Origin of the sequence: Mesobacillus boroniphilus, from assembly GCF_018424685.1 — a bacterium.
GTDB lineage: Bacteria > Bacillota > Bacilli > Bacillales > Cytobacillaceae > Mesobacillus > Mesobacillus boroniphilus_A.
In genome coordinates this window covers 357,252-378,665 of record NZ_QTKX01000003.1, presented here as the reverse complement: position 1 = coordinate 378,665, position 21,414 = coordinate 357,252, and the positions used below count along the sequence as shown (strand labels likewise).

General features: G+C 42.7%; 22 protein-coding genes. 5 read left to right on the top strand and 17 right to left on the bottom strand.

Annotated features, from left to right (window positions below; translation table 11 throughout):
- Positions 1–323: 323 nt before the first annotated feature.
- The 7 genes from DYI25_RS19160 to DYI25_RS19130 all read right to left on the bottom strand — a co-directional run bounded on the left by DYI25_RS19160 (position 324) and on the right by DYI25_RS19130 (position 6,368).
- Positions 324–1,379, bottom strand: coding sequence for an aromatic acid exporter family protein (locus DYI25_RS19160; RefSeq protein ID WP_213371937.1), 1,056 nt, complete (start codon positions 1,377–1,379; stop codon positions 324–326).
- A gap of 92 nt (positions 1,380–1,471) precedes the next feature.
- Positions 1,472–2,155, bottom strand: a complete 684-nt coding sequence (locus DYI25_RS19155; RefSeq protein ID WP_213371935.1) for a hypothetical protein — start codon at positions 2,153–2,155, stop codon at positions 1,472–1,474.
- Complete coding sequence (locus DYI25_RS19150) at positions 2,152–2,904, bottom strand: hypothetical protein (RefSeq protein WP_213371933.1); 753 nt, start codon at positions 2,902–2,904, stop codon at positions 2,152–2,154. Before DYI25_RS19150 ends, DYI25_RS19155 begins: the two co-directional genes overlap by 4 nt.
- The gene (locus tag DYI25_RS19145; protein WP_213371931.1) at positions 2,879–3,781 is read right to left on the bottom strand and encodes an ATP-binding cassette domain-containing protein; all 903 of its coding nucleotides are present in this window, start codon (positions 3,779–3,781) and stop codon (positions 2,879–2,881) included. Before DYI25_RS19145 ends, DYI25_RS19150 begins: the two co-directional genes overlap by 26 nt.
- Positions 3,781–4,164 (bottom strand): GntR family transcriptional regulator, encoded by a 384-nt coding sequence (locus DYI25_RS19140; protein WP_213371929.1) that lies wholly within the window; start codon positions 4,162–4,164, stop codon positions 3,781–3,783. The genes DYI25_RS19145 and DYI25_RS19140 overlap by 1 nt, the downstream gene beginning before the upstream one ends.
- Before the next feature lie 199 nt (positions 4,165–4,363).
- Positions 4,364–4,579, bottom strand: coding sequence for a hypothetical protein (locus DYI25_RS19135; RefSeq protein ID WP_213371927.1), 216 nt, complete (start codon positions 4,577–4,579; stop codon positions 4,364–4,366).
- A gap of 67 nt (positions 4,580–4,646) precedes the next feature.
- Positions 4,647–6,368 carry an ABC transporter ATP-binding protein gene (locus DYI25_RS19130; protein WP_213371925.1) on the bottom strand — a complete coding sequence of 574 codons (1,722 nt, stop codon included), beginning with the start codon at positions 6,366–6,368 and terminating at the stop codon, positions 4,647–4,649.
- A 179-nt stretch (positions 6,369–6,547) separates the two neighbouring features.
- On the opposite strand from DYI25_RS19130, the gene DYI25_RS19125 reads away from it, so the two are divergent.
- The gene (locus tag DYI25_RS19125; RefSeq protein ID WP_213371923.1) at positions 6,548–7,024 is read left to right on the top strand and encodes a hypothetical protein; all 477 of its coding nucleotides are present in this window, start codon (positions 6,548–6,550) and stop codon (positions 7,022–7,024) included.
- 38 nt (positions 7,025–7,062) lie between these two features.
- Here DYI25_RS19125 and proC read toward each other — a convergent pair whose 3' ends face one another.
- Positions 7,063–7,911, bottom strand: coding sequence for a pyrroline-5-carboxylate reductase (gene proC / locus DYI25_RS19120; protein WP_213371921.1), 849 nt, complete (start codon positions 7,909–7,911; stop codon positions 7,063–7,065).
- 268 nt (positions 7,912–8,179) lie between these two features.
- On the opposite strand from proC, the gene DYI25_RS19115 reads away from it, so the two are divergent.
- Positions 8,180–9,250, top strand: a complete 1,071-nt coding sequence (locus DYI25_RS19115) for a UvrB/UvrC motif-containing protein (protein ID WP_213371919.1) — start codon at positions 8,180–8,182, stop codon at positions 9,248–9,250.
- Positions 9,251–9,271: 21 nt separating this feature from the next.
- On the opposite strand, the gene DYI25_RS19110 is transcribed toward DYI25_RS19115, so the two are convergent.
- The 5 genes from DYI25_RS19110 to DYI25_RS19090 all read right to left on the bottom strand — a co-directional run bounded on the left by DYI25_RS19110 (position 9,272) and on the right by DYI25_RS19090 (position 14,024).
- The gene (locus DYI25_RS19110) at positions 9,272–10,681 is read right to left on the bottom strand and encodes an ATP-binding protein (RefSeq protein ID WP_213371917.1); all 1,410 of its coding nucleotides are present in this window, start codon (positions 10,679–10,681) and stop codon (positions 9,272–9,274) included.
- The gene (locus tag DYI25_RS19105) at positions 10,665–11,351 is read right to left on the bottom strand and encodes a response regulator transcription factor (RefSeq protein ID WP_213371915.1); all 687 of its coding nucleotides are present in this window, start codon (positions 11,349–11,351) and stop codon (positions 10,665–10,667) included. The genes DYI25_RS19110 and DYI25_RS19105 overlap by 17 nt, the downstream gene beginning before the upstream one ends.
- Before the next feature lie 138 nt (positions 11,352–11,489).
- Positions 11,490–12,527 (bottom strand): hypothetical protein, encoded by a 1,038-nt coding sequence (locus DYI25_RS19100; protein WP_213371913.1) that lies wholly within the window; start codon positions 12,525–12,527, stop codon positions 11,490–11,492.
- Between the two features lie 246 nt (positions 12,528–12,773).
- Complete coding sequence (locus DYI25_RS19095; protein WP_213371911.1) at positions 12,774–13,421, bottom strand: DUF4352 domain-containing protein; 648 nt, start codon at positions 13,419–13,421, stop codon at positions 12,774–12,776.
- An 18-nt stretch (positions 13,422–13,439) separates the two neighbouring features.
- A complete protein-coding gene (locus tag DYI25_RS19090; RefSeq protein ID WP_213371909.1) occupies positions 13,440–14,024 on the bottom strand; it encodes a vWA domain-containing protein in 585 nt (194 codons plus the stop codon).
- A 96-nt stretch (positions 14,025–14,120) separates the two neighbouring features.
- Between DYI25_RS19090 and DYI25_RS19085 the strand changes: the two genes are divergently transcribed.
- On the top strand, positions 14,121–14,621 hold the full coding sequence (locus DYI25_RS19085) for a hypothetical protein (RefSeq protein WP_213371907.1): 501 nt from the start codon (positions 14,121–14,123) through the stop codon (positions 14,619–14,621).
- Between the two features lie 64 nt (positions 14,622–14,685).
- Here the strand turns inward: DYI25_RS19085 and DYI25_RS19080 are convergent, their stop codons facing one another.
- The gene (locus DYI25_RS19080) at positions 14,686–14,868 is read right to left on the bottom strand and encodes a DUF3896 family protein (RefSeq protein ID WP_213371905.1); all 183 of its coding nucleotides are present in this window, start codon (positions 14,866–14,868) and stop codon (positions 14,686–14,688) included.
- 433 nt (positions 14,869–15,301) lie between these two features.
- Between DYI25_RS19080 and DYI25_RS19075 the strand changes: the two genes are divergently transcribed.
- Positions 15,302–16,747 carry a DEAD/DEAH box helicase gene (locus DYI25_RS19075; protein ID WP_213371903.1) on the top strand — a complete coding sequence of 482 codons (1,446 nt, stop codon included), beginning with the start codon at positions 15,302–15,304 and terminating at the stop codon, positions 16,745–16,747.
- 243 nt (positions 16,748–16,990) lie between these two features.
- On the opposite strand, the gene DYI25_RS19070 is transcribed toward DYI25_RS19075, so the two are convergent.
- From DYI25_RS19070 to DYI25_RS19060, 3 genes are all read right to left on the bottom strand, one after another.
- Positions 16,991–17,857: a TRM11 family SAM-dependent methyltransferase gene (locus DYI25_RS19070; protein ID WP_213372512.1), complete on the bottom strand. Its 867-nt coding sequence runs from the start codon at positions 17,855–17,857 to the stop codon at positions 16,991–16,993.
- A 253-nt stretch (positions 17,858–18,110) separates the two neighbouring features.
- A complete protein-coding gene (locus DYI25_RS19065; RefSeq protein WP_213371901.1) occupies positions 18,111–18,302 on the bottom strand; it encodes a hypothetical protein in 192 nt (63 codons plus the stop codon).
- 86 nt (positions 18,303–18,388) lie between these two features.
- Positions 18,389–19,258: a cation diffusion facilitator family transporter gene (locus DYI25_RS19060; RefSeq protein WP_213371899.1), complete on the bottom strand. Its 870-nt coding sequence runs from the start codon at positions 19,256–19,258 to the stop codon at positions 18,389–18,391.
- Between the two features lie 263 nt (positions 19,259–19,521).
- On the opposite strand from DYI25_RS19060, the gene DYI25_RS19055 reads away from it, so the two are divergent.
- Entirely contained in the window at positions 19,522–21,378 is a 1,857-nt protein-coding gene (locus DYI25_RS19055; RefSeq protein ID WP_213371897.1) for an LTA synthase family protein, read from the top strand.
- The last annotated feature ends 36 nt before the right edge of the window (positions 21,379–21,414 follow it).

Here is a 21,414-nt window from a genome sequence, read left to right as displayed (position 1 = left end):
TTTCCCCTTTAATAAAGCAAATACTTTTTATGCGTTTTCCTCAAAGCTGAGTTGTGTAAACGACTATTTCTGCTCAAGATCGCTTTAGTGGAGGGAGCATTTTTTTAAAAAGAATTATTTTAAACGTAGAATTTGCTTTATATCATTTTTATAGCGAACTGGAAAATACCGATCTTTTTCTCCAATTGAAAAAAAGACCCATTGCTGAGTCTCTTTGCATTAAATCACATCATAAACATCCTGGGAGGATTCCAGGATATAATCTGGCTTTGGCTGACCGACTCCCTTAACCTGCCAATAAAAAAAGCCCCTATTAAGGAGCTTCAACTAATATCCAATGACTTTTCCAGCAACTTTTGATGCCTAATTTCAAATTTGTGTATGTGATTCAACTCTTCTAGCAGGTCGTGAACCGAAACCAGCTCGTAATAGATGACCGTTTCTTCAGAGAACCGATGGGAGTAAGCCTCCCGCTCATCTACCTCATGTCTTAATAGTTCTAGCAGTTCTTTCACAATGGCATCATGAGATTCATCCATTACAAAATCGGGATGATGGAAAGCTGACTTGATCGATTTTACCATGGCTTCGACGACTTGTGCTTTCTCTTTCGGAAGGTGCATCGAGGGAAGTGAAACAAGATTTCCGACGTGATAATGGACTTGTCTCAAAATAGTCAGCTTCTTGAATTCATAATGGATATTCCGCATATCCTTTCGGTCGAATTGATGAAGCTTCCATTCTTTCTTTTGATACTTGCATAGTGTTTCAATGCCTTCCATGTCTTTCAGGATTTTCTGGAACTCAGCTCTTGTTTCCCGGTGCAAAGGCTGATGCCTTGTAATTTCCGTTCCCCTGCCTTCTATCAGGTCTCCCGTCTCTACAATCAATTGCTGGATTTTTGCCTTGATCGATTTTGAGTAATCAGGACGGATCACGAGCAGGTTCACCAAGGTCGACACCGTTAGTCCGGTTAAAGTCGTCCCAAGACGAATGAAAAAGCTGGACAGATAATGATCATGCACAGTTGAGATCATCGCTACTCCTGTCAGAACCGCCACCAGTGCCCCGTCTTGCAGGTGCAGCCTGTGGCAGGCAATGATCGTTGCGACGGCAACGAGCATATAGGTTAGCGGGCTGTCTCCGAACGCAAAGTTGAAGACGACGGAAAAAGCCGCGCCAATCGCCGATGCTGGGAATCGTACATATGCTTTTCTTATCGAATCTGCCGCAGTAGGTTCAATCGTCACAATGGCTGTAATCACGGCGAACATTGGCGGCCAGCCTAACAGGTCGCAAATCAATGCCGTAATGAAGACAGCAATCCCCGTTTTAAGGACCCTTCCGCCGACAAAATTGAATTTTTTAAGTATAGCCATTTTGCATTCCTCATTTAAAAATACTCTTACTATCATTATACCGTATGGGAACCAGATACGAAAAAGAGCCCCTAATATTAGGGGCTCATGAATTAGTTGATCACATATCCGTCTCCGTTGACCTCGGTATCAGCCGGGACAGTAATATAGATGAAATCCAATCCTTGCATCATTCCATATCCTCCGGTGAATTGCTCTCCATCTTCGGTGAACTGGGTGAATGGAAATGCGTTCTTGAACTTTACAAGTTTGATATTCACAGGGTCAGGAGGGAAGATTTTCAGTGTTGTATCGCTCATTTCCACGTCTGGTGATTTGAAGCGATTGGTTATATCAATATTGTCAATATAGGAATAAGTGGAATAATGGGTCACTTCCACTTTCCCCTCAAGAGAATCAACCTTCTCGACGAAGATCATTGCATTCTGACCCATAATATTTATGTCTAGAAGCTGCCCATTGAGCGGAAAATCCCATGATTCTTTTTTTGTAAGCCCTTCTGTTTCTTCGATCTTTCCAGATTCGATCGTAGAATAAATATCACTATTCAACCTATCGTTTTCTTCTAATTCCTTATCAGTCAAATACTCAGCTTCTAAAGTACCCTCTACAGGCACCATAAATGATAGACTCCCACCGACAAGAAGAATAATGAGGTACCCCGCGAAAATCTTTGTGATGCCGCTGCCGTTCATAAACCTGGCTCCGAAAAACTTAAAGTTCCCAAAACTAATCATCAACAGTACGATGATAAACAGCAAGATAAATAGACTCATTTCCTCACCTCCAGGCTGTTCGAAATTGCAACTGCGGATCCATAGGCAATGGTAGTTGTAAACAGTACCTTTAAAAGAAACAGCAGAAATGAAGTTTCTCTCACAAAAATTTGACCAATATCAATCACAAGGGTAGATTCGCTCGCCAGGAACACATTTAAGAACAAACTTCCGAAAAGGAGCGCAGGGAGGACGATGATAAAAATCTTGCTCCTTTGGACCAGCATCCCGACTAAGTAGCCTATCGCCGTGAATAGGAACAGATACAGGATGGTAGCAGCAAATCCTTCTGCCATTTGAAGCACTGTCATTGGCTGGCTTTCGATGAATTCCCGGTCCTTCAGGAATAAAAAGGACAGCTTCAACGATTGGCTTGCAAGCACAAACGTAACCCCGCCGATGACACTTGCCCATCCAAGGAACAGGATGTTCGATAAATGACTGCTCAGCCTGTTGGCCACAAACGAGTAATCATCAAAACGATATGCCTGGGTAGTGACGACGATTGCTGAGATGAAAGCCCATATCATCATGAAAGCGAGGATTATATTGCCTGAGTAGTAGTTCATACTATAGCTGAAAGTTTCCGACCCTCCGCCACCGCCACCTTCTCCGCCAAGCGAAAAAAGGAGCCCGATAATCTGAAGCATCATTAGAGAGGTGAACATCCCCCGGTAAGATTTTAATTTAAAACGGAGTTGCTTTTTTACTACATCCCAAAGGCTAACCTTTGTTAAATACATCATCAATCCCGCCTTTCTCCTGGCTCGTCAAGTACAGACAGAGGTCCTCGTTTGATATCGTTGAGAATTCCAGGCTGTTTTTCATTGCTGCAGCAATCTGGTCATCGGAGAGATCATTGCGGATTACCGCATATATCCTTCCGAATTCGGTATTGCTTTTATGAAATATCTCATGGCCGCGGAGCCAGGTCTTCATCGCTTCTTCTTTACCGCTGACAACAACCGCATACTCCCGCAGTTCTTCTATCGGCATATGCAAAAATTGCTTTCCGTCCTTCAGGAGCAATATGTCTTCGAGGATATCCTCTACTTCGTTCAGGTGATGGCTTGAGATGATGATCGTCCGGGGATTAGCGATGTAGTCTTTCAAAAGCGCCCGGTAAAAATCCTTCCTTACTCCCGCATCCATTCCATTTGTTGGTTCATCGAATATCGTCAGAGGACAGCGGGCCGCGAGTCCTATAATCGCGTTGAAGGTGCTCTTCATCCCCTTTGATAGCCCGGCATGGCTCTGCTTCGGATCCAGACCGAAATAATCAAACAGGTTCCGCGCCAATTTCATATCCCAGTTGTGATAAAAATCGGCCGCTGTTTCCAGTAATTCCTCGAGTTCTAGTGCCGCTGGCAAATTCATATCATTATCAACCATGATCATATTGGCAGACGCTGTTAGATTATTGAATGGGTGTTCTCCAAACACTTCGACTTCACCTGAACTCTCACGCATGAAACCGGCAGCGATCTTCAGCATCGTCGTCTTCCCTGCTCCATTCCTGCCAATCAGACCAGTAATTTTGTTTTCTCCAAGAGAAAAAGAAAGGTTATCCAAAGCTTTTTTCTTCCCATATGTTTTTGTTACCGATTCAAACTTCAGTACACTCATCATGAATCCCCCTTTAAATCCCGTTTGGCTTCCTGGATCATTTCGATCAATTCCTCCTCAGTCACCTGGAGGTGCTCCGCTTCCCGCACCAACTCAGCCACCAATGACTTCAATGTCTGGTCCCTCCGTTTCGCCGTGATAATCTTCTTCGCATCCTCCGATACAAACATCCCGAGACCGCGCTTTTTATAAAGAATGTTTTCATCCGCCAAAATATTCAACCCTTTTGCTGCTGTCGCCGGATTGATATTCAGCATTTCCGCAAGCTGATACTGTGAATAAACCTTGTCATCCTTCTTGACACTCTCGCTGAGAATCTCTGTTTCCAGCCACTCAGCGATTTGGACGTAAATCGGTTTCATGCTATCTGAATTAAGGATCAACCCTGCACCTCCTTTAACAGTTCACATAGTGCATTACTGTTGTAATGTACTATATAACATCTTATGCAATATAACAAGGGATATTTAACCATTTTTTGAAAAAAGGAGAAAAAATTATTGAATCTTATCATTGGCGTCAGTCCGCGGCTAGATTTTCTTCATATAAAAAACCCTCTCGCATTCCACGAGAGGGCAAATTCTATAACACTTTTTTGTCCAATGGACTTTCCAGTTTCATGAGTTCAAGTTTCATCTTTTCTGTTTCAAGCAGGTAGTTTTCATGTTTCAATCTTTCAAGCTCGATTTCGTCTTTAATCATGTTGTGTTTGATTTTGGCTACTCTTTGATAATGGCTTGTGACGATGGCGACTAGCGGGATGGAGAACACCATTATGATTGTAATCGTTCCTGTCATGGAACTTCACTCCAAATCTATCATGATTTTACTTATATCATAGCAAAACAGGAAAAATAAACCAACCTTAAACAGAAGTTTCAAACTGTACTTTATGCAGATTCGCGAAGATGCCTCCCTGTTCAATCAGCTCATCATGGCTGCCTTCTTCGGCAATTCCGTCCTCGGTTACGACGACAATCCTGTCGGCGCTTCTGATTGTTGCCAGCCTGTGTGCGATTACAAGTGTCGTCCGGTTCTTGGACAGCTCCGCTAGCGCTTTCTGGATGATTCTTTCTGTCTCGGTATCAAGTGCAGAAGTCGCTTCATCGAGAATCAGGATTGGCGGATTCTTCAGGAACATACGCGCAATCGCAATCCGCTGTTTCTGTCCACCAGAAAGCTTCAGGCCGCGTTCTCCAATCTGTGTTTCATAGCCATCAGGCAAGGCAGCGATGAAGTCTTCAAGATGTGCCTGCCTGGCGGCTCTGACGATATCCTCATGAGTTGCCCCAAGGGAGCCATAGGCAATATTCTCACGTAAGGTCCCTGTAAAAAGGAACACATCCTGCTGGACAATACCGATTTGTGAACGAAGCGATTTCTTGGTCATTTCGCGGATATCGATGCCATCGATCGTGATCCTGCCGTTATTTACATCGTAAAAGCGAGGAATCAATGAACAAATCGTCGTTTTCCCTGCACCGGAAGGTCCGACGAACGCGACTGTTTCACCATTACGGATATGTAAATCTATTCCTTCTAGGACCGGTTTATTCTGGTCATAGCTGAACGTGACATCCTTGAATTGGATGTTCCCTTTCAAACTTGGGACGTCAATTGCATCTTCCTGGTCAACGACATCGGGACTCTGGTCCATCAGCTCGGTAAAGCGTTTAAAACCCGCCATTCCTTTTGGATACAATTCCAGAATCGCACTGATTTTATCAATCGGTTTGAAAAGTACGTTCACATACAGGACGAACCCGACTAGTTCTCCATAACTCAAACTGCCATTAAAGCTCAGCCACGCCCCATATACAAGGACGACAAGGATAATCAGCCTTGTCAGCATATAAATACCAGATGAACTGAAGGACATCACCTTATAGGCAGTCAATTTAGCACGACGGAACTTGCGGTTATTCTTAGTGAATCTCTTAATCTCAAAATCTTCATTTGTAAAAGATTGGACAACCCGGATTCCAGACACGCTGTCTTCAACCCTGGCATTCACATCGGCGATATCCGTGTACATATTTTTCCACGCTGCATTCATTTTGAGGTTGGAATAGGTAATCAGCCAAATCAGAAACGGTACGATAATCATCGTAGTCAATGCCAGATTGACGTTAATCGTCAGCATGATCCAGAACGCTCCGACGAATGTCATCACCGCAATGAATAAATCCTCCGGTCCATGGTGTGCCAGCTCGCCCAGATCAAAAAGATCATTAGTAATCCGGCTCATGATGTGTCCGGTCTTCGTATTATCGAAAAAGCGAAACGATTGCTTCTGCACATGCTGGAACAGCTGCTGCCTCATGTCTGTTTCAATATTGATCCCAAGCTTGTGCCCCCAGTAATTGACGATGAACTGAAGCAATGTGCTGATGATGTACAACAACAGCAAGCCGATGCTTACGCTGACAATCATATTCCAGTTCCCGCCTGGAAGCAGCGTATCAATGAACCATTGCACAGCAAGCGGGAAAGCAAGCTCCAGCAAAGCAACGATTACCGCGCTGCTGAAATCAATGATAAATAACCGCCTATGAGGGCGGTAATAAGTAAAAAATCTCCGTATCATCTCAGTATCTCCTTTTATATCTTCAAGTGATTATATGTTAAGGAGCATCACTTTTTCAATAATTATGAAAATTTAGCGGGTGAAAATTCATGTATTTGTTTTTTATTCACGGTTAATTTTGCTAAATTATGGACAGTTTATAGAAAGAATTGAAAGTAGTTGAGGTGAAAAAAAAGCGGATGATTTCAAAGAGGCATTTCCTTTTTAATCTTATATTGGTATTTGTTCCATGGCTAACTATATTATTCATTGGCAAAAGAAGCTTCAGACGCTACTCTTTTGCGGGAGTTTTTATCATCGTTTTTGAAATCATCAACCATATGTATGGCCACAAGCGGAACTGGTGGAAGTTTTACAACAAACGAAAGTCTTTCCTGCGAGATGAAATTCCATTTAGCATAGGGCCTTACATGCCGCTGTCAATGTGGCTCCTGAAAATTTCGTATGGGAATTTCAAAAAATTCATTACGCTAAATGCAATTGCAGATGGGATATTTGCATTTTTTATCATTAACGTACTCAAGAAAGTAAAAATTGTAAGACTGAACAAATTGAACAATTTTCAGTTCTTCCTCTATCTGCACTATAAAGCTTACTTGCTGTACGGGTTCCAATATCTAATGGAGAAAACGAGAGGGTATAAATTGTATATGTAGAAAACGCTAGCGGTTTTATCGCCGCTAGCGTTCGCTTTTTAAGAAGGAATAAGGACTCCTTCAAGCTCTCTATTGATTTCTTTAGAGCGGTTCGCAGCATGATTGACTGCCTGGGAGATCGCCGTACCGCCATTGTACTTCCTCAACGCGTTCAACCCAGATGCTGTCGTTCCATTTGGTGAAGTCACGTTTTTCCTGAGTACCTCTGGTGTTTCGTCTTTTTCAATAATCATCTTGGCCGCACCAAGAATCGTCTGGGCAATGATTTCACGGGCCATTTTTTCGTCCATGCCGTTTTCCCTGCCGACACGCTCCATATGCTCCATCAAGTAGTAGAAATAAGCAGGGCCGCTTCCGGCAAGTCCTGTGAAGATATCCATCTGCTCCTCTTCAATAAGGAACACTTTGCCCATGCTGCTTAAAAGTTCTTTTACATCCTCGATATTATCATTCGTTGTGTGCATCCCTGGTGAAATGGCAGTGGCTGATTCCTGGATCGTGCTTGATGTGTTCGGCATGACACGGACAACCTGCTGGCCATCTTTAAGGTTATCTTCCATAAAACCTGTTGAAATACCTGCAAGAACTGACACAACCACCTGGCCAGGCACTAATTTATCCTTCAAAGCCTCAAGCGCTCCCGCTGCTCCTTTTGGCTTCATCGCTAAAATAAACATATCTATTTCTACATATGGCAGTTCAGCCTGAGGCATCGCATTGATTCCGTATCTGGATTCCAACCGCTCCAGTTTCGCTGCATTGCTCTTGTTCGTAACATAAACATTTTCCGCACGCATTTTACCTGATTTGACTACACCTGAAATCATTGCTTCCGCCATCGATCCGGCACCTAAAAAAGCTACTTTTTTATGTTTTAACAACCGCATTCACCCCATAAATTTATATTTCCGTTCGCATTTTATCAACGTTACCTATAGTAACATCTTCAGAATGAGATTCAAGGATATCGAGCCAATTCGGAAGCATACTGGCGAGATAGTGAATGAAAGCGGAAACATTTGGACTTAAGCAAGCATTTTATGCCGATAAACAGCTTAAATCATCCTTCATGCTAAAATATGGGGAGATATAAGGACTCAAAATTTTGGTATCTTTAATATATGGGAAAACACCCCTATAAAAAAGGAGAACGAAATGAATTTAAGAGAAAAAATCAGCAGCCTTCCTTTAACACCCGGTGTGTATCTGATGAAAGATCAAGCAGGAACAATCATCTATGTTGGAAAAGCGAAAAGTCTTAAGAAGCGAGTCCAATCCTATTTTCAAAAATCAGCATCCCATCCTCAAAAGATTAGGAAACTGGTCACAAATATCCAGGATTTTGACTATATACTAACTGATACAGAATTTGAGGCTTTCTTACTTGAATGCCAGCTGATCAAAGAATTAAAGCCTCTTTTCAATAAAAAAATGAAAAGTCACCTGCCCTATTCATATATTCAAATTGACATGGACGGGCCGTATCGAAAAATCACCATCACACAAACCAGAACGGATAAAGATGGCATCATGTATTTCGGTCCGTACACTAGCCCAGTGTATGTAAAGAAAGCAATGGAGGATATGAAGGAGCTTTTTAAAATAAACTGCCTCCAGCCCCTTAAAGGTTCTCCGTGTCTGAATTATTTTCTTGGCCAGTGCAATGGCTTGTGTATTGGAGGAGTCGCTGTCAAACATTACAATGAGGTGGTGGACAACATCATTTCCTTGCTCAAGGGGGATGACTCAGGAATCATTGATAGATTAAGAGAGAAGATGCAGCACGCTGCCAGTGAATTTCAATTTGAGGCTGCGGCAAAATACAGGAATTACATTAAATCCATTTCGGTCCTTTTATATAAAGAAACCGTTGTTCAGTTTACCGAAGACAGTAAAAACATTGTGGCAATTGAACGATTAATGGACAGTAACCTGAAGCTTTTTTTAATCAAGGGCCATAAAGTCATTTTCAGCAAAAAATATCCTCTGGAGATGATTGAGCATCAATTTGAAAAAATCAGGACAAGCATTTTGACCTATTTTCAAGAGAACGCCATCGGAAAATCATGTATGATCGGCAAAGAAGAGATTGATGAAGCACAGATTATCTACAGTTATTTGAGTGGAAGCAACGGCAGATTTATCGTCATTCCAGATGATTGGCTGATTATTGGCGGCAGCTATGAGAGGTTAGACAATTCTATAAAAGAATTAATAGAGATGTAAGGGCTGCCTGAGATGGCAGCCCTACTTTATGTGATCCCACACAATGGAGAATGTCGTTCCCTGTTGACTGCTCTCCTTTAAAATCAAGTCGGCCCCCAAGGACCGGGCAAGCATTTTGCTAAAAGGAAGTCCAAGTCCAAGTCCCCTTACCTTGAGCTTTTTCTTCTCGCCTCGGAAGAAACGCTCAAACACCAGTGCCTGCTCTTCTTCTGGAATGCCTGAACCTGTATCTTTTACATCAATTCTACCCTCTGAAAGTATGAGGGATATCGAACCACCATAACCGAGAGCCTGATAGGAGTTGTTCAATAGGTTGATCAGGATTTGCTGCAACCGTAATGGATCCGTCATAGCCTGTATGGTATGGCCTGGAGTGATGACCTTTAGATTAACGGATTCATTTTGCGTGACCTGCCACTGCCTCCCAATCTCTTCAACGAGTTTGTTCATATTACAATTCTCTGTCCTGATCGTGAAGGCACCCGCTGCCAGTGAGTTGAATTCCACCAAGTCAGAAATCATTGTTTGCAATCTCTGGATTTCTTTTAGGGTGATGTCCAGAAATTCCTGGCGCTCCTCCCCAGTTACAATACCGTCCCTTACAGCCTGGACGAGACCACTGATCGAGGTTACAGGCGTTTTCAAATCATGTGTTACGCCTGCCAGCAGCTCGGCACGCATTTGCTCCAGCTGGATCAAACGGCTGGTCATTTCTTTAAAAGAAGTAACAAGTTCGGATATTTCAAGTTCCTTTTGGCCGGAATCTAGATTGATGTCATAATCCCCTTCACGCACCTGTGACGCTGCCCGCGCTACATCTTGGATTGGTTTCAGGATTCTCTTCGTTAGTAGATAGATAACAACCCAGCCAAGCAAACCAAGTCCGAGCAGTAAAATGAGTAACAAACGGTATTCCTGGTCTACATCCGCCAATTCATCAGCGCTTTGCATGACCACAACCCAGCCAGTCTGTAGATCGTCTATCAAAATTGGAGCCTTTGCAGAGTAAATTTCTGTTCCATTCTCAGAGACTCTCTTAATGGAGTCTTCCATCGCAATGATTTCTTGGGGAACCTTTCCTGAAATATGGCGTGGACCGCCTCCTCCGTGCATGGGGCCCGTATTCAGAATGTTTCCTTCCAGATCGGTTATGAAAAGCTGGGGCTGATTCTCCATCTGCAGAAGCCTGGCCCTATCTTCAAGCCTGCGGTCAAGACGACCATAATCGTTATTCCCGATGGACTGTCCAAATCGGTCCGCCGTTTCGACCGCAAGATATTCCATTAAATTCAACCGGTTCTCTAGCGTCGTCTGCTTGATCCACCACATGGAACCAGCACCGAGCAAAAGAAGCCCGACTATCAGGGTTAGAAGATATCTGGTTGTCCAATATCTCAACAAGGTAACTTGCTTTTTATTTTTCGTAAACACTGAACTGATACCCCAATCCTCTTAGTGTCCTGATTTCCCCCTGTGAAGAGGACCAGCCCGCCAGTGATTGACGGATTCTTTTTATCGATAGGTCCACTGCGCGGTCACTCCCGTCATAGTCCATCCCCCACACATTTTCGATCAAGTCTTCTCGTGTAAAAGTTCGATTTGGCCTTTCTGCTAAAAAAATCAGCAAACTAAGGTCTTTGGGGGTTAAGACGACTTTCTCGCCACCAACCGTTACCACATGGGAATCCATGTTGATTATGAGACTGCCAAACTGTTTCATGTTTTCCGTTTCGAATACTTGGGAAGAACGGCGCAGTACGGCATTTACCCTGGCAACCACTTCTTCACCAATGAACGGCTTGGAGATGTAATCATCCGCTCCCTGATTCAAACCTTTCAGACGGTAGTCGATATCTCCGAGGGCAGTCAGCATGATGACAGGACAGGGACTGATTTTGCGGATTTCCTTTAAAATATCCCAGCCGTCCATTCCTGGCAGCATGACATCCAGCAGAACAAGATCCGGCTTGTGCTCAGTGAATAATGTCAAACCTTCGCTACCATCAAAGGCCTGTACAACCTCATAGCCTTCATGCTTCAAGTAAACCGCCAACACTCTCGAAATCGTTTTTTCATCTTCTACGATTAAAATGGTCTTCATTATCGCCTCTCCCATCACTTCTAAAGAGCTTTCATCTACAAAACACTCTGGAGACCGTCATCCGGTTCATTTTCTACTCCTAATTTTACAAGAAAAATCCCCCGCTAGATACCGAGGGATCATGAATATTATTTTACATTAAAAGCCTTGTCCACCGCCGTTATGGTGCATGCCTCCACGGCCGCCTTTTCCTCCGAATCCGTCTTTTTCACCCATTCCGCCATGGCCGCCGAATCCGCCTTTTCCTCCGTGTCCAAATCCGCCGCCAAAGCTCTTCATTCCAAAGTGACCCATTCCATCTTCAAACAGCTCGTCAAGCTTGTCGGCATCCTTGTCCTGAATTTCTTCCATAAGCTCGCGTGTATCTTTATCTGCAGTGGAAATTCCAAGTTCCTTCGCCAGGTTCACGACTTTCTTTTCCTGTACTTCCTGGGCGATTTCGCCAATTGTTTTTCCATCAATCGTAATGTTCAGTTCTTTAGCATCTGCCTTAACTTTAGCAGACTGGACTTCCTGAGCAATTTCTCGGATATCCTTGCCGTCTACTGTAATTCCATACTTTTTAGCCTGTTGATTGATATAGGCCGTATGAACTTCCTGCTGGAGTGTCTGCAGATCTTTTCCCTCAATAGAAACACCTAGTTCCTTGGCTTTTTTATTCAAGTTTGCAGTGCGGATGTCTTCCATTAATGTTTGGGCATCCTTATTGTCTGTAGAAACGCCCAGTTCCTTCGCTTCACTCTTAAGGTTCGCTAAACGGATGGCATCGTGAAGCGCTGCTGCATCCTTTCCATCAGTAGAAATATACAAATCCTTCGCTTTTTCCTTGAGGTTAGCCAATTGGACTTCCTCAGCTAGCGTTGCGATATCCTTGCCTTCTGTCTTGATTCCCAATTCTTTTGCTTCATTTTTAATTGTTGCTTCGCGAATTTCACCCATCAATGTCTCAGCGTCTTTTCCTGAAGTGCTAATGCCAAGGTCCTTTGCCTTTTCAATTAATGCTTCTGAGTTGCCTCCGAAATACCCTTTATGGCCAAAACCTTTACCAAAAAAACTTTTGACTGTGGTTGCAGCTGTGTTTGTTGTACTGTCGTCATTCGCCAAAGAGGTAGTTGCATAACCTCCAAGTAATAAGGCTCCTGCAATTGTGAATCCAATAACTGATTTCTTTTTCATATCTGACATCCTCCTATAAACTATTTCTATTTTTCAGGTTCAAGTTGGACATGAACCTTATACTCATAATTTACAGGGTGAATATGTCAGCAAAATGTCAGATGAAAATAATAATAATAAAATTTCTGCCTAGCTAAAAATGGGCAGAAGTACAGTGTTTAGAACCATAATTTCGCAAAAGCGAGTAATTTTAAATGTCGGGGGAGTGTCAAACGGAAAAACCCGGGAAGCCCCGGGTATGTATACTTACTTCAACTGAATTCTTTCATCCCCAACCTTGATAAACCATATTCCTGCATCAAAGTTTTCTTTAGATACCTCAAATACCTTCGTATCTGTAACGGTAATTCCAGGGTTTAAATCACTCGCAATCTTAGCATTGTCTACATTTGTCTCAAGTGCGTAGTTAGAAGATGCATCAATATCGGAATCGTACTCTATTCCTTCTTCATCCACCAGTCTGACGCTCGGATAATCAAACATTCCGACCGGCTTCTTGGAACTGTTCTTGATTTTGTATTGGATTGCTACGAAAGTACCACCTTCAGATACTGCTTTGTTGACGAATTCATTGCCAACCTGATCTTTTTCTTCAAACTTTGTAACAGTGATTTCAACCTTATCAGCTGGAACAGCTTCTCCTACTTTATATAATTTTTCTTCTTTGGCCGGTGCAGATGCTGTTGCAGCAGAACCACCTTCATTGCTTGCTTCTTCTCCGCCGCCAAGTGCTGTACCGACGATTACAAAAAGCATCAATATACCAATGAAACTCAGAATTTTATGTCGCCCGAAAAAGCTGCGCTGGTCTTTCCCGCAATGAGGGCATTTCTTCACACCTTTTGCGATTTCTTTACCACAAATCTTGCAGTTACCCAATTTATTGTTAGTCATGTTCATTCCTCCTGAATTTCACTTCAATCTTTTTTCCATAATGGATTCCGAAACCATTTCATACATGTTTTCAATGCCTTTCTCAGAGGCTTCGAATTTAAAAGAATTCTCAACATTGATTCCGAGGCTGTCGGCTTCTTTGGCGACGTCGATATTGGCACCCATGAAGATGAATTCCCAGTTGTACTTTTCCTGCTGGTGCCGGATCAGTTCCTTTACTTTTCCATATGTGAACTCACTGCTCGCGTTCTCCATACCATCTGTCGTGATCACGAAAATAATCTTGCCTGGCCTGCGATCTTCCTTTGTTTTGGCTAGGCGGTAGCCAACATCGAGGATCGTCTTTCCCACGGCATCCAAAAGTGCAGTCATCCCGCGGACATAGTACTCCTCTTCAGTCAGCTTCGCCTCCCTTGCATCAATTCCGTTCCAAAGCACCTCATATTCATCATCAAAAAGCACCGTTGTCAGTATTGTTTCACCTTCCAGTTCCGACTGTTTTTTCACAAAAGCATTGAAGCCGCCAACTGTGTCGCTCTCCAATCCTGCCATCGAGCCACTCCGGTCTAGCAAAAAAATGATTTCCGTTAAATTGTTGTTCATCACTATCATCCTCCTAGGTTGAATCTGATATAATCATATCTAGATTCATCCATATATTGGTCGCCTGTTAAGCGACATTTTAAGGAGGCTGGCCTCATGCTTGATAAAAGGATTTTGCAAGAGTTGCAGGAATATATCGATCAGAATATGACGATCATCCTTTATGAAAAATCTGCTGCACCACTTGAGGATTTTGTACTGGAGAGTATTTCTCCTTTAGAGATCGAAACGTTCATCGCGCAGAAACGGAAGCCGACATTGCAAAAAGTGCTGTTTGATTTTATCGATAAAAAGGGTGCCGCTTCTGACTCTGAAATTTATAAAAAAGCCGGCATAGACCGCAGGCATTTTTCAAAAATACGCTCGAACCCTGAATACAGGCCGAGCAAGAATACCGTCATCGCCCTCGCGATGGCGCTTGAGCTGAACAAAAAAGAAACCGACAAGCTGTTAGGCTCTGCCGGCTACTCTTTGTCAGACAGTGAAACCTCTGACCTTGTGATTCAATTTTGCATTGAAAGAAAAATCTATGAAATCCACCAGGTTAATTATGCTCTTGATTATTTCAGCCAGAAGCCTTTGGGCGGGGTATTATAAGAGATCCAACTGTCGAAGAATATATAAAAATAGCCTGGAATCCTCCAGGCTCTATTTTAAGGCTTTATTGTATGGCTTTTCCTCGCTCAAAATGGTTCATGCAAGTCAGTTCGATAATATAATCGTAGTTAGCAATTGCATTCAGAAGTTCAGTTTTTTCATCTATAGACAGGTTTGGATTCTGCATTTTATTCGCCAATTGCATCTGCAAAGCTTCTAATTGTGATTTTACTTCTTGATAGTTCATTTCCAACACCCTTCCTTAAAAATGAAATCGCTTTCTTTCTTGTATTCATTATACTCCATACACCCACGTGGGTACCAACGGAATTATTGTGAATTTGTGAAACCTTCTAAAGGAATGGGCGCTTTTCTCAATGTTCACAAAAGAGCACAACTCATTCTCAGTTTAGACTCTACTTACATTTTAAAATCCTTGTCGCTTAGTACTGCAATTCAAGTATAATGGATACTATTCAGTTTATGCATATGATGATTCTTTGCGAGAATCATATATATAAGTCGGGATAATAAAAAAAGCGCAAGCGCCTTGGTCAGCCCCGACAAGCGTTGGAGGGCCTGGCAGTGAAGTCGTTCTTTGACTTCATTGGCAGAACCGAAACGTCTCCAGGGGTTAGGCGCTGGAGCTAGACAAAATAAAAAATAAAAGAGGTTATTTAATGAGCCAAAGAAGTTTCGAGGATTATAATTTAAGCGATGAAATTAAAAGAGCACTTAGTGTGCTGAAATATGAAAGTCCCACAGAGGTCCAAGCAGAAGTGATCCCAATGGCGTTGCAAAATCAGGATCTTGTCGTTAAATCCCAGACAGGAAGCGGAAAGACAGCTTCCTTCGGAATTCCCATTTGCGATATGGTTGAATGGGAGGAAAAGAATCCTCAAGCCTTAATTCTCACTCCAACCAGGGAGCTGGCTGTTCAGGTTCGTGAAGATATCACGAATATCGGACGATTCAAAAGAATCAAGGCCATGGCCGTTTATGGTAAGGAGCCTTTCTCGAAACAGAAAGAGGAATTGAAGCAAAAAACTCATGTCGTCGTCGGTACACCTGGACGCGTCATTGATCATATCGAAAGAGGAACGCTGGTTTTGGACCAAATAAAATATCTCATCATCGATGAAGCAGATGAAATGCTTAACATGGGATTTATTGATGATGTTGAATCAATTATAGAAGAACTTCCTCCTAATCGGGTTACCATGGTGTTTTCTGCGACATTGCCCAAGGATGTTGAAAATCTCTGCCATAAATATATGAAGGATCCTGTTAACATCGAAATCGCTTCTACCGGTATTACGACAAATACGATTGACCATATGTTGATCGAAGTGAAAGAAGAGGATAAGCTCTCCCTTCTAAAAGATATTACGGTTGTTGAAAACCCTGACAGCTGTATCATTTTTTGCAGGACGAAGGAAAATGTCGATAACGTGTTTGCCGAACTTGAAGAAGCAAATTATTCTTGTGAAAGACTTCATGGCGGATTGGAACAAGAAGACCGCTTTGCTGTGATGGATGGCTTTAAAATGGGGAATTTCCGCTACCTTGTGGCCACAGATGTTGCTGCAAGAGGAATTGACGTCGATAACGTTTCGCTTGTCATAAACTATGACGTTCCAATGGAAAAAGAGGGTTATGTGCACCGGACAGGCCGTACTGGACGCGCCGGAAACAAAGGAAAAGCGATCACGCTTGCTACACCTTATGAAGGGAAATTCATCAAAGCAATCGAACGATACATTGGCTTTGAGATTCCTGTGACAGAAGCTCCGAGCAAGCAGGACGTTGTAAGGAACCAAGCTGCTTTCGATGAAAAAATCAGCGGGCGCCGTGTCGTGAAAAATAACAAAACAGCCCGCATCAACCAGGATATTATGAAGCTTCACTTTAGCGGCGGCAAAAAGAAGAAGCTCCGCGCCGTCGACTTCGTTGGAACAATCGCGAAAATCCCTGGAGTAACGGCAGACGATATCGGCATCATCTCGATTCACGATACAATGTCCTATGTAGATATCCTGAACGGAAAAGGCTCGCTTGTGATTCAGGCAATGGAGAATGCAACAATCAAGGGAAAGAAGCTTAGAGTCAGCAAGGCGATTAAATAGTGAAAAGCTCTTTTCTCAAAATTTGTTGCTATTGACTACAAAATAGGAGTGAATGAACTATTTTTCTTCTCAAAGCAGCCCCTTTTTATGAGAAAAGAGCATTTAAACTTAATATCCAACCACAAAATAGCATTATATTGCGTTAAAATCGGCATTAGGATTTTAACAACAATCTTTACGAAAACACCCTAGTGAAAAGAAGAAAGGACGATTATGCCTGGCATAATCGTCCTTAAATTTATCCTATTTTTCACATACAATGATCTCGCGTTCGAAGGTCCCTTTTCTCACGACGCAGCGATCAGCAATTTCAAAGCCGGCATTTCCGATGATAGAATCGATTGGTTCAATCGTGACGATGACTACTTTGGCAGCGAATTCGTATGTGCTTTGGAGCATCTCGAGCTGCTCTTCGGGTGTGATTACTGAGCACAGATTGTACGGCATATCAATAATCGCTACGTCATAGCTCCCAGTGACCTTGCGAATGTCCTTAAACGTCACTTCCGTTGAATAGCCAAAATGCGCGATGTTCTCCCTTGTTCCAGGCAGTATGAGTGGATTGATATCACTGGCAACGATGTCGATACCCATCGACAATGCTTCCACCACTACCGTTCCAATTCCGCAGCATGGGTCGATCGCTTTTACTCCAGCTGGATCAGGAACTGCGATATTGGCGACAGCTCTTGCGACACGGGTGCTTAATGAAGTTGAGTAGCTATGCGGCTTTTGCTGATGGTTCAGCCAGACCGCTTCACTGCTGTGGTATTCACCAAATACCCAACGCTCGTTTACATTCATGATTCCAAAAAGCACATCTGGATTTACGAGCTCCGGCTCTCCGGAAATATGCAGACCCACTTCCCGTTCGAATCGGCGCCTTTCTTTAAAATCCACCTTGTCAGGACCTGTTACTTTTACATACATCACTTTAAAAGTAGATCCAGTCAATTCTATCTTCTTCACTTGCTCAATTAGGTCCTCTAATTGCTCACCTTCTAGGATGATGTCCATACGTCCCCTCATAAACGGACTACGGCTTGGATCGATTTTCAAAGTGCTCTCCAGGACGCTGGATTCTGTATCCTCCCCAAAAAACGAGCGCATTTCCAGTGCGCACAACTCTTTTTCTTCACCCGGAAAAGCGTAATTATATATAAAAGACTTAGGCTCAAAGTTAGTAAATTCCAATCAGTTTCAAATCCTTCCGCTGTAAGAAAAGCGCAAGCCCCTTGCTCAGCCCCGAAACGTCTCGAGGGGCTAGGCGCTGGAGCTAGACACTAATCTAAGTGGTAATAGTTTTATCCATTCCATAACTATAAAGGATAACGCGCCTTGTGGAAATCGAAATAAAAATGACTTACCCCTTGGGCAAGTCAAGTGCTTGGTATGCGAGCTGATATTTTCCGCCCTCAGCTACTTGTGAATGATATAAAGCCTTAAGGGCAAAGTTTTTCTCCAGATCATGCTCTTTTATCAAACTGGATAAGCGCGTTTGCAGTTCTGGATTATCTTTAATCAACTGTTTCATCTGAGATTTTACAAACTTCATTTGTTTTTACCTTTACCCTTCAAAATCTAATAGTCCAGCTAACTATAGCATTAACAAGTCTATTGTCGTTCATCACTTTTTCTTATTCAATCTGGCTCTACATGTACATGGACGTCATATATATCGTATTCTTCCATAAGCTTTTCTTCTACCCTAGTCGATATATCATGAGCCGTGCTGATGTCGAGGGTAGGTGTCACAGTGATGACGCAGTCGACGACAATATTGTTACCGTAGCTGCGTGCCTTTAAATCTTTAATTCCTTTCACACCAGGAATATTACAGATGGTTTCGTTATATTCTTTAATTAGGTCTACATCAAAGCCGTCTGTCAGCTGGTGGGATGCTTCCCGGAAGATGTCCCAGCCTGTTTTTAAAATGAGTGCGCCAACGATAAATGCGGTCACAGGGTCTAGCCATGGCAAACCAAATTGGGAGCCAATGATCCCAACGGCCGTACCGATACTCACCCACGAATCGGACAGATTATCTTTAGCCGCGGCCATGACCGAATGGCTTTTTATTTTGCGTGCGAGGTTTCGGTTATAACGATACACGAAATACATAATTGCTGCAGAAAATAATCCTGTCCAGGCAGCAATGAGATCTGGTGCTTCGGCAGCTCCTTCAAAAACGGAGGTGAAGGCGCTGGTTAAAACCTGGAAACCGACAACAATTATGATAAAGGATGCTACCATCGAAGCGACCATTTCTGATTTCCAATGGCCATAAAGGTGGTCATCATCAGCAGGTTTTTGTGACAGCCTCAAACCAATGAGGACGGACAGCGAGGCTAAAATATCAGTCGTATTGTTCAAACCATCAGCCTTTAATGCTTCGGAATCGCTGATATAACCTACAGAAAGTTTTAAAGCAGAAAGAAGTATATAAGCGAGGATACTTATAATGGCCCCGCGTTCACCTAGTTTTAAATTGGAATAGCGTTGTTCATTCATGGACTGGCCTCCATTCAACTGCTAGAACATTTTAACAATTAAAGAGCGAGTGAGTCTATAGCAACCTTTTTAACCTTACCCATATAATTGACAGGGCAGCAAAAAAGTTTCCTTAGGTGAAATAGAATTAATTACCAGAAACTTTTATGGGGTTTAATTCGTACTAATAAATATCGGAAAATTACGCGTTTATCAGCTCAGCTACAATTCTATTTTCATTTGTGGTAAAATGTAAACTTCAGTAGATTCCTAGGAGGGATTGCATGGGGACAAAAAAGAAAATGTCCGTAAGTTTTGTATTGATTGCCATTGTCCTATTATGGCTTAAAACCTACACAGTTTATAAGTTAAATTTTGATATAGATATTGAAAATAAAATGCAGGAATTCATCCTGTTCATCAATCCTTTAAGCTTCCTTATGTTTATCTTGGGCCTCGGGGTTTTCATGGCAGGCAGGAAGCAGAAAATCTTCGTCGTAACGACGAGCTTCATCACATCCTTTATTCTTTACGCTAATGTTGTTTACTATAAGGAATTCAGTGATTTTATCACGATTCCGCTGTTAACACAGACAAGCAATATGGGCGATTTAAAGAGCAGTGTCGGTGAATTGATTAGCTGGACTGACATTATTTATTTTGCAGATGCCCTTTTAATCTTGGCTTTAGCTTTGGTGAAAACACCTAAAGTCTCTTTTAAAAAGTACAAAAGCGTTTATGCTGCTGCTTTTTACTTCAGCGCAATTGGCCTGGCATTTTTCAACCTCGGACTTTCCGAATCCGAGCGTCCTGAATTGCTGACTCGTACGTTTGACAGGGAAATCCTAGTTAAGAACATCGGGACATACAACCATCACATTTACGATGCGTACCTGCAAACAAAAACCACTGCACAAAGAGCCATGGCAGATGGAAACCAGCTAACTGAAATCGAAAACTATACACGAGCACAATACACAGAGCCATCAAAAGAAATGTTTGGCGCTGCTAAAGGCAAGAACATCATCGTGATTTCAATGGAATCCACACAGAATTTTGTCATCGGCCAGAAAGTGAATGGCCAGGAAATCACGCCATTTTTGAATGAGTTCATTAAAGACAGCTATTACTTTGATAATTTTTATCATCAGACTGCACAGGGTAAAACGTCTGATTCCGAATTCCTGTTGGAAAACTCTTTATATCCGCTCGGACGTGGTGCTGTATTCTTCACCCACTCAGGGAATGAGTATATGTCACTTGCTGAAAGGCTGAAGGAAAATGCTTATTACACAGCGAAGCTCCACGCGAATAACAAGAGCTTCTGGAACCGTGACGTAATGTACAACAATTTCGGTTACGACCGTTTCTACTCATTGCCGGATTATGAAGTGAACGAAGAAAATTCTGTTGGCTGGGGCATGAAGGATGTTGATTTCTTTGACCAGTCAATCGAACATTTAAAAGCAATGCCAAAACCGTTCTTCGCGAAGTTTATCACGTTAACAAACCACTTCCCGTTTGAACTTGATGAAGAAGACAAATTCATCGATGAGTTTGATTCAAATAGTGGGACCCTGAACCGCTACTTCCCAACCGTCCGCTATACGGATGAAGCATTTAAGCTTTTCATCGAGGATTTGAAGGCAGAAGGTCTATACGAGGATTCAATCATCGTGATCTACGGTGACCACTACGGAATTTCTGAGAACCATAACAAGGCAATGGAGCAGTATCTTGGCAAGGAAATCACGCCATTTGTTTCAACACAGTTGCAGCGTGTGCCAATGATCATCCACATCCCGGGTCACGAAGGCAAGACAATATCAACCGTATCTGGCCAGATCGACTTGCGTCCGACACTGTTGAACCTTGCTGGTATTGATACAAAACAGGACATCCAGTTTGGAGCGGACCTGTTCTCCGAAAAGCAGGATAACTTTGTTACCCTAAGAGACGGCAGCTTCATTACTGAAGATGTAGTCTACACGAAAGGCGTATGCTACGATAAGGCCACAGGTGAGCCGACAGACGGTGCAAGCTGTGAACCGCACATCGAGCATGCCAAGAATGAACTGAACTACTCCGACCAAATCATTTACGGAGATTTGCTTCGCTTTTACGGAAAAGACCAAGAATAATGCAAAGACACACCGAACAATGTTCGGTGTGTCTTT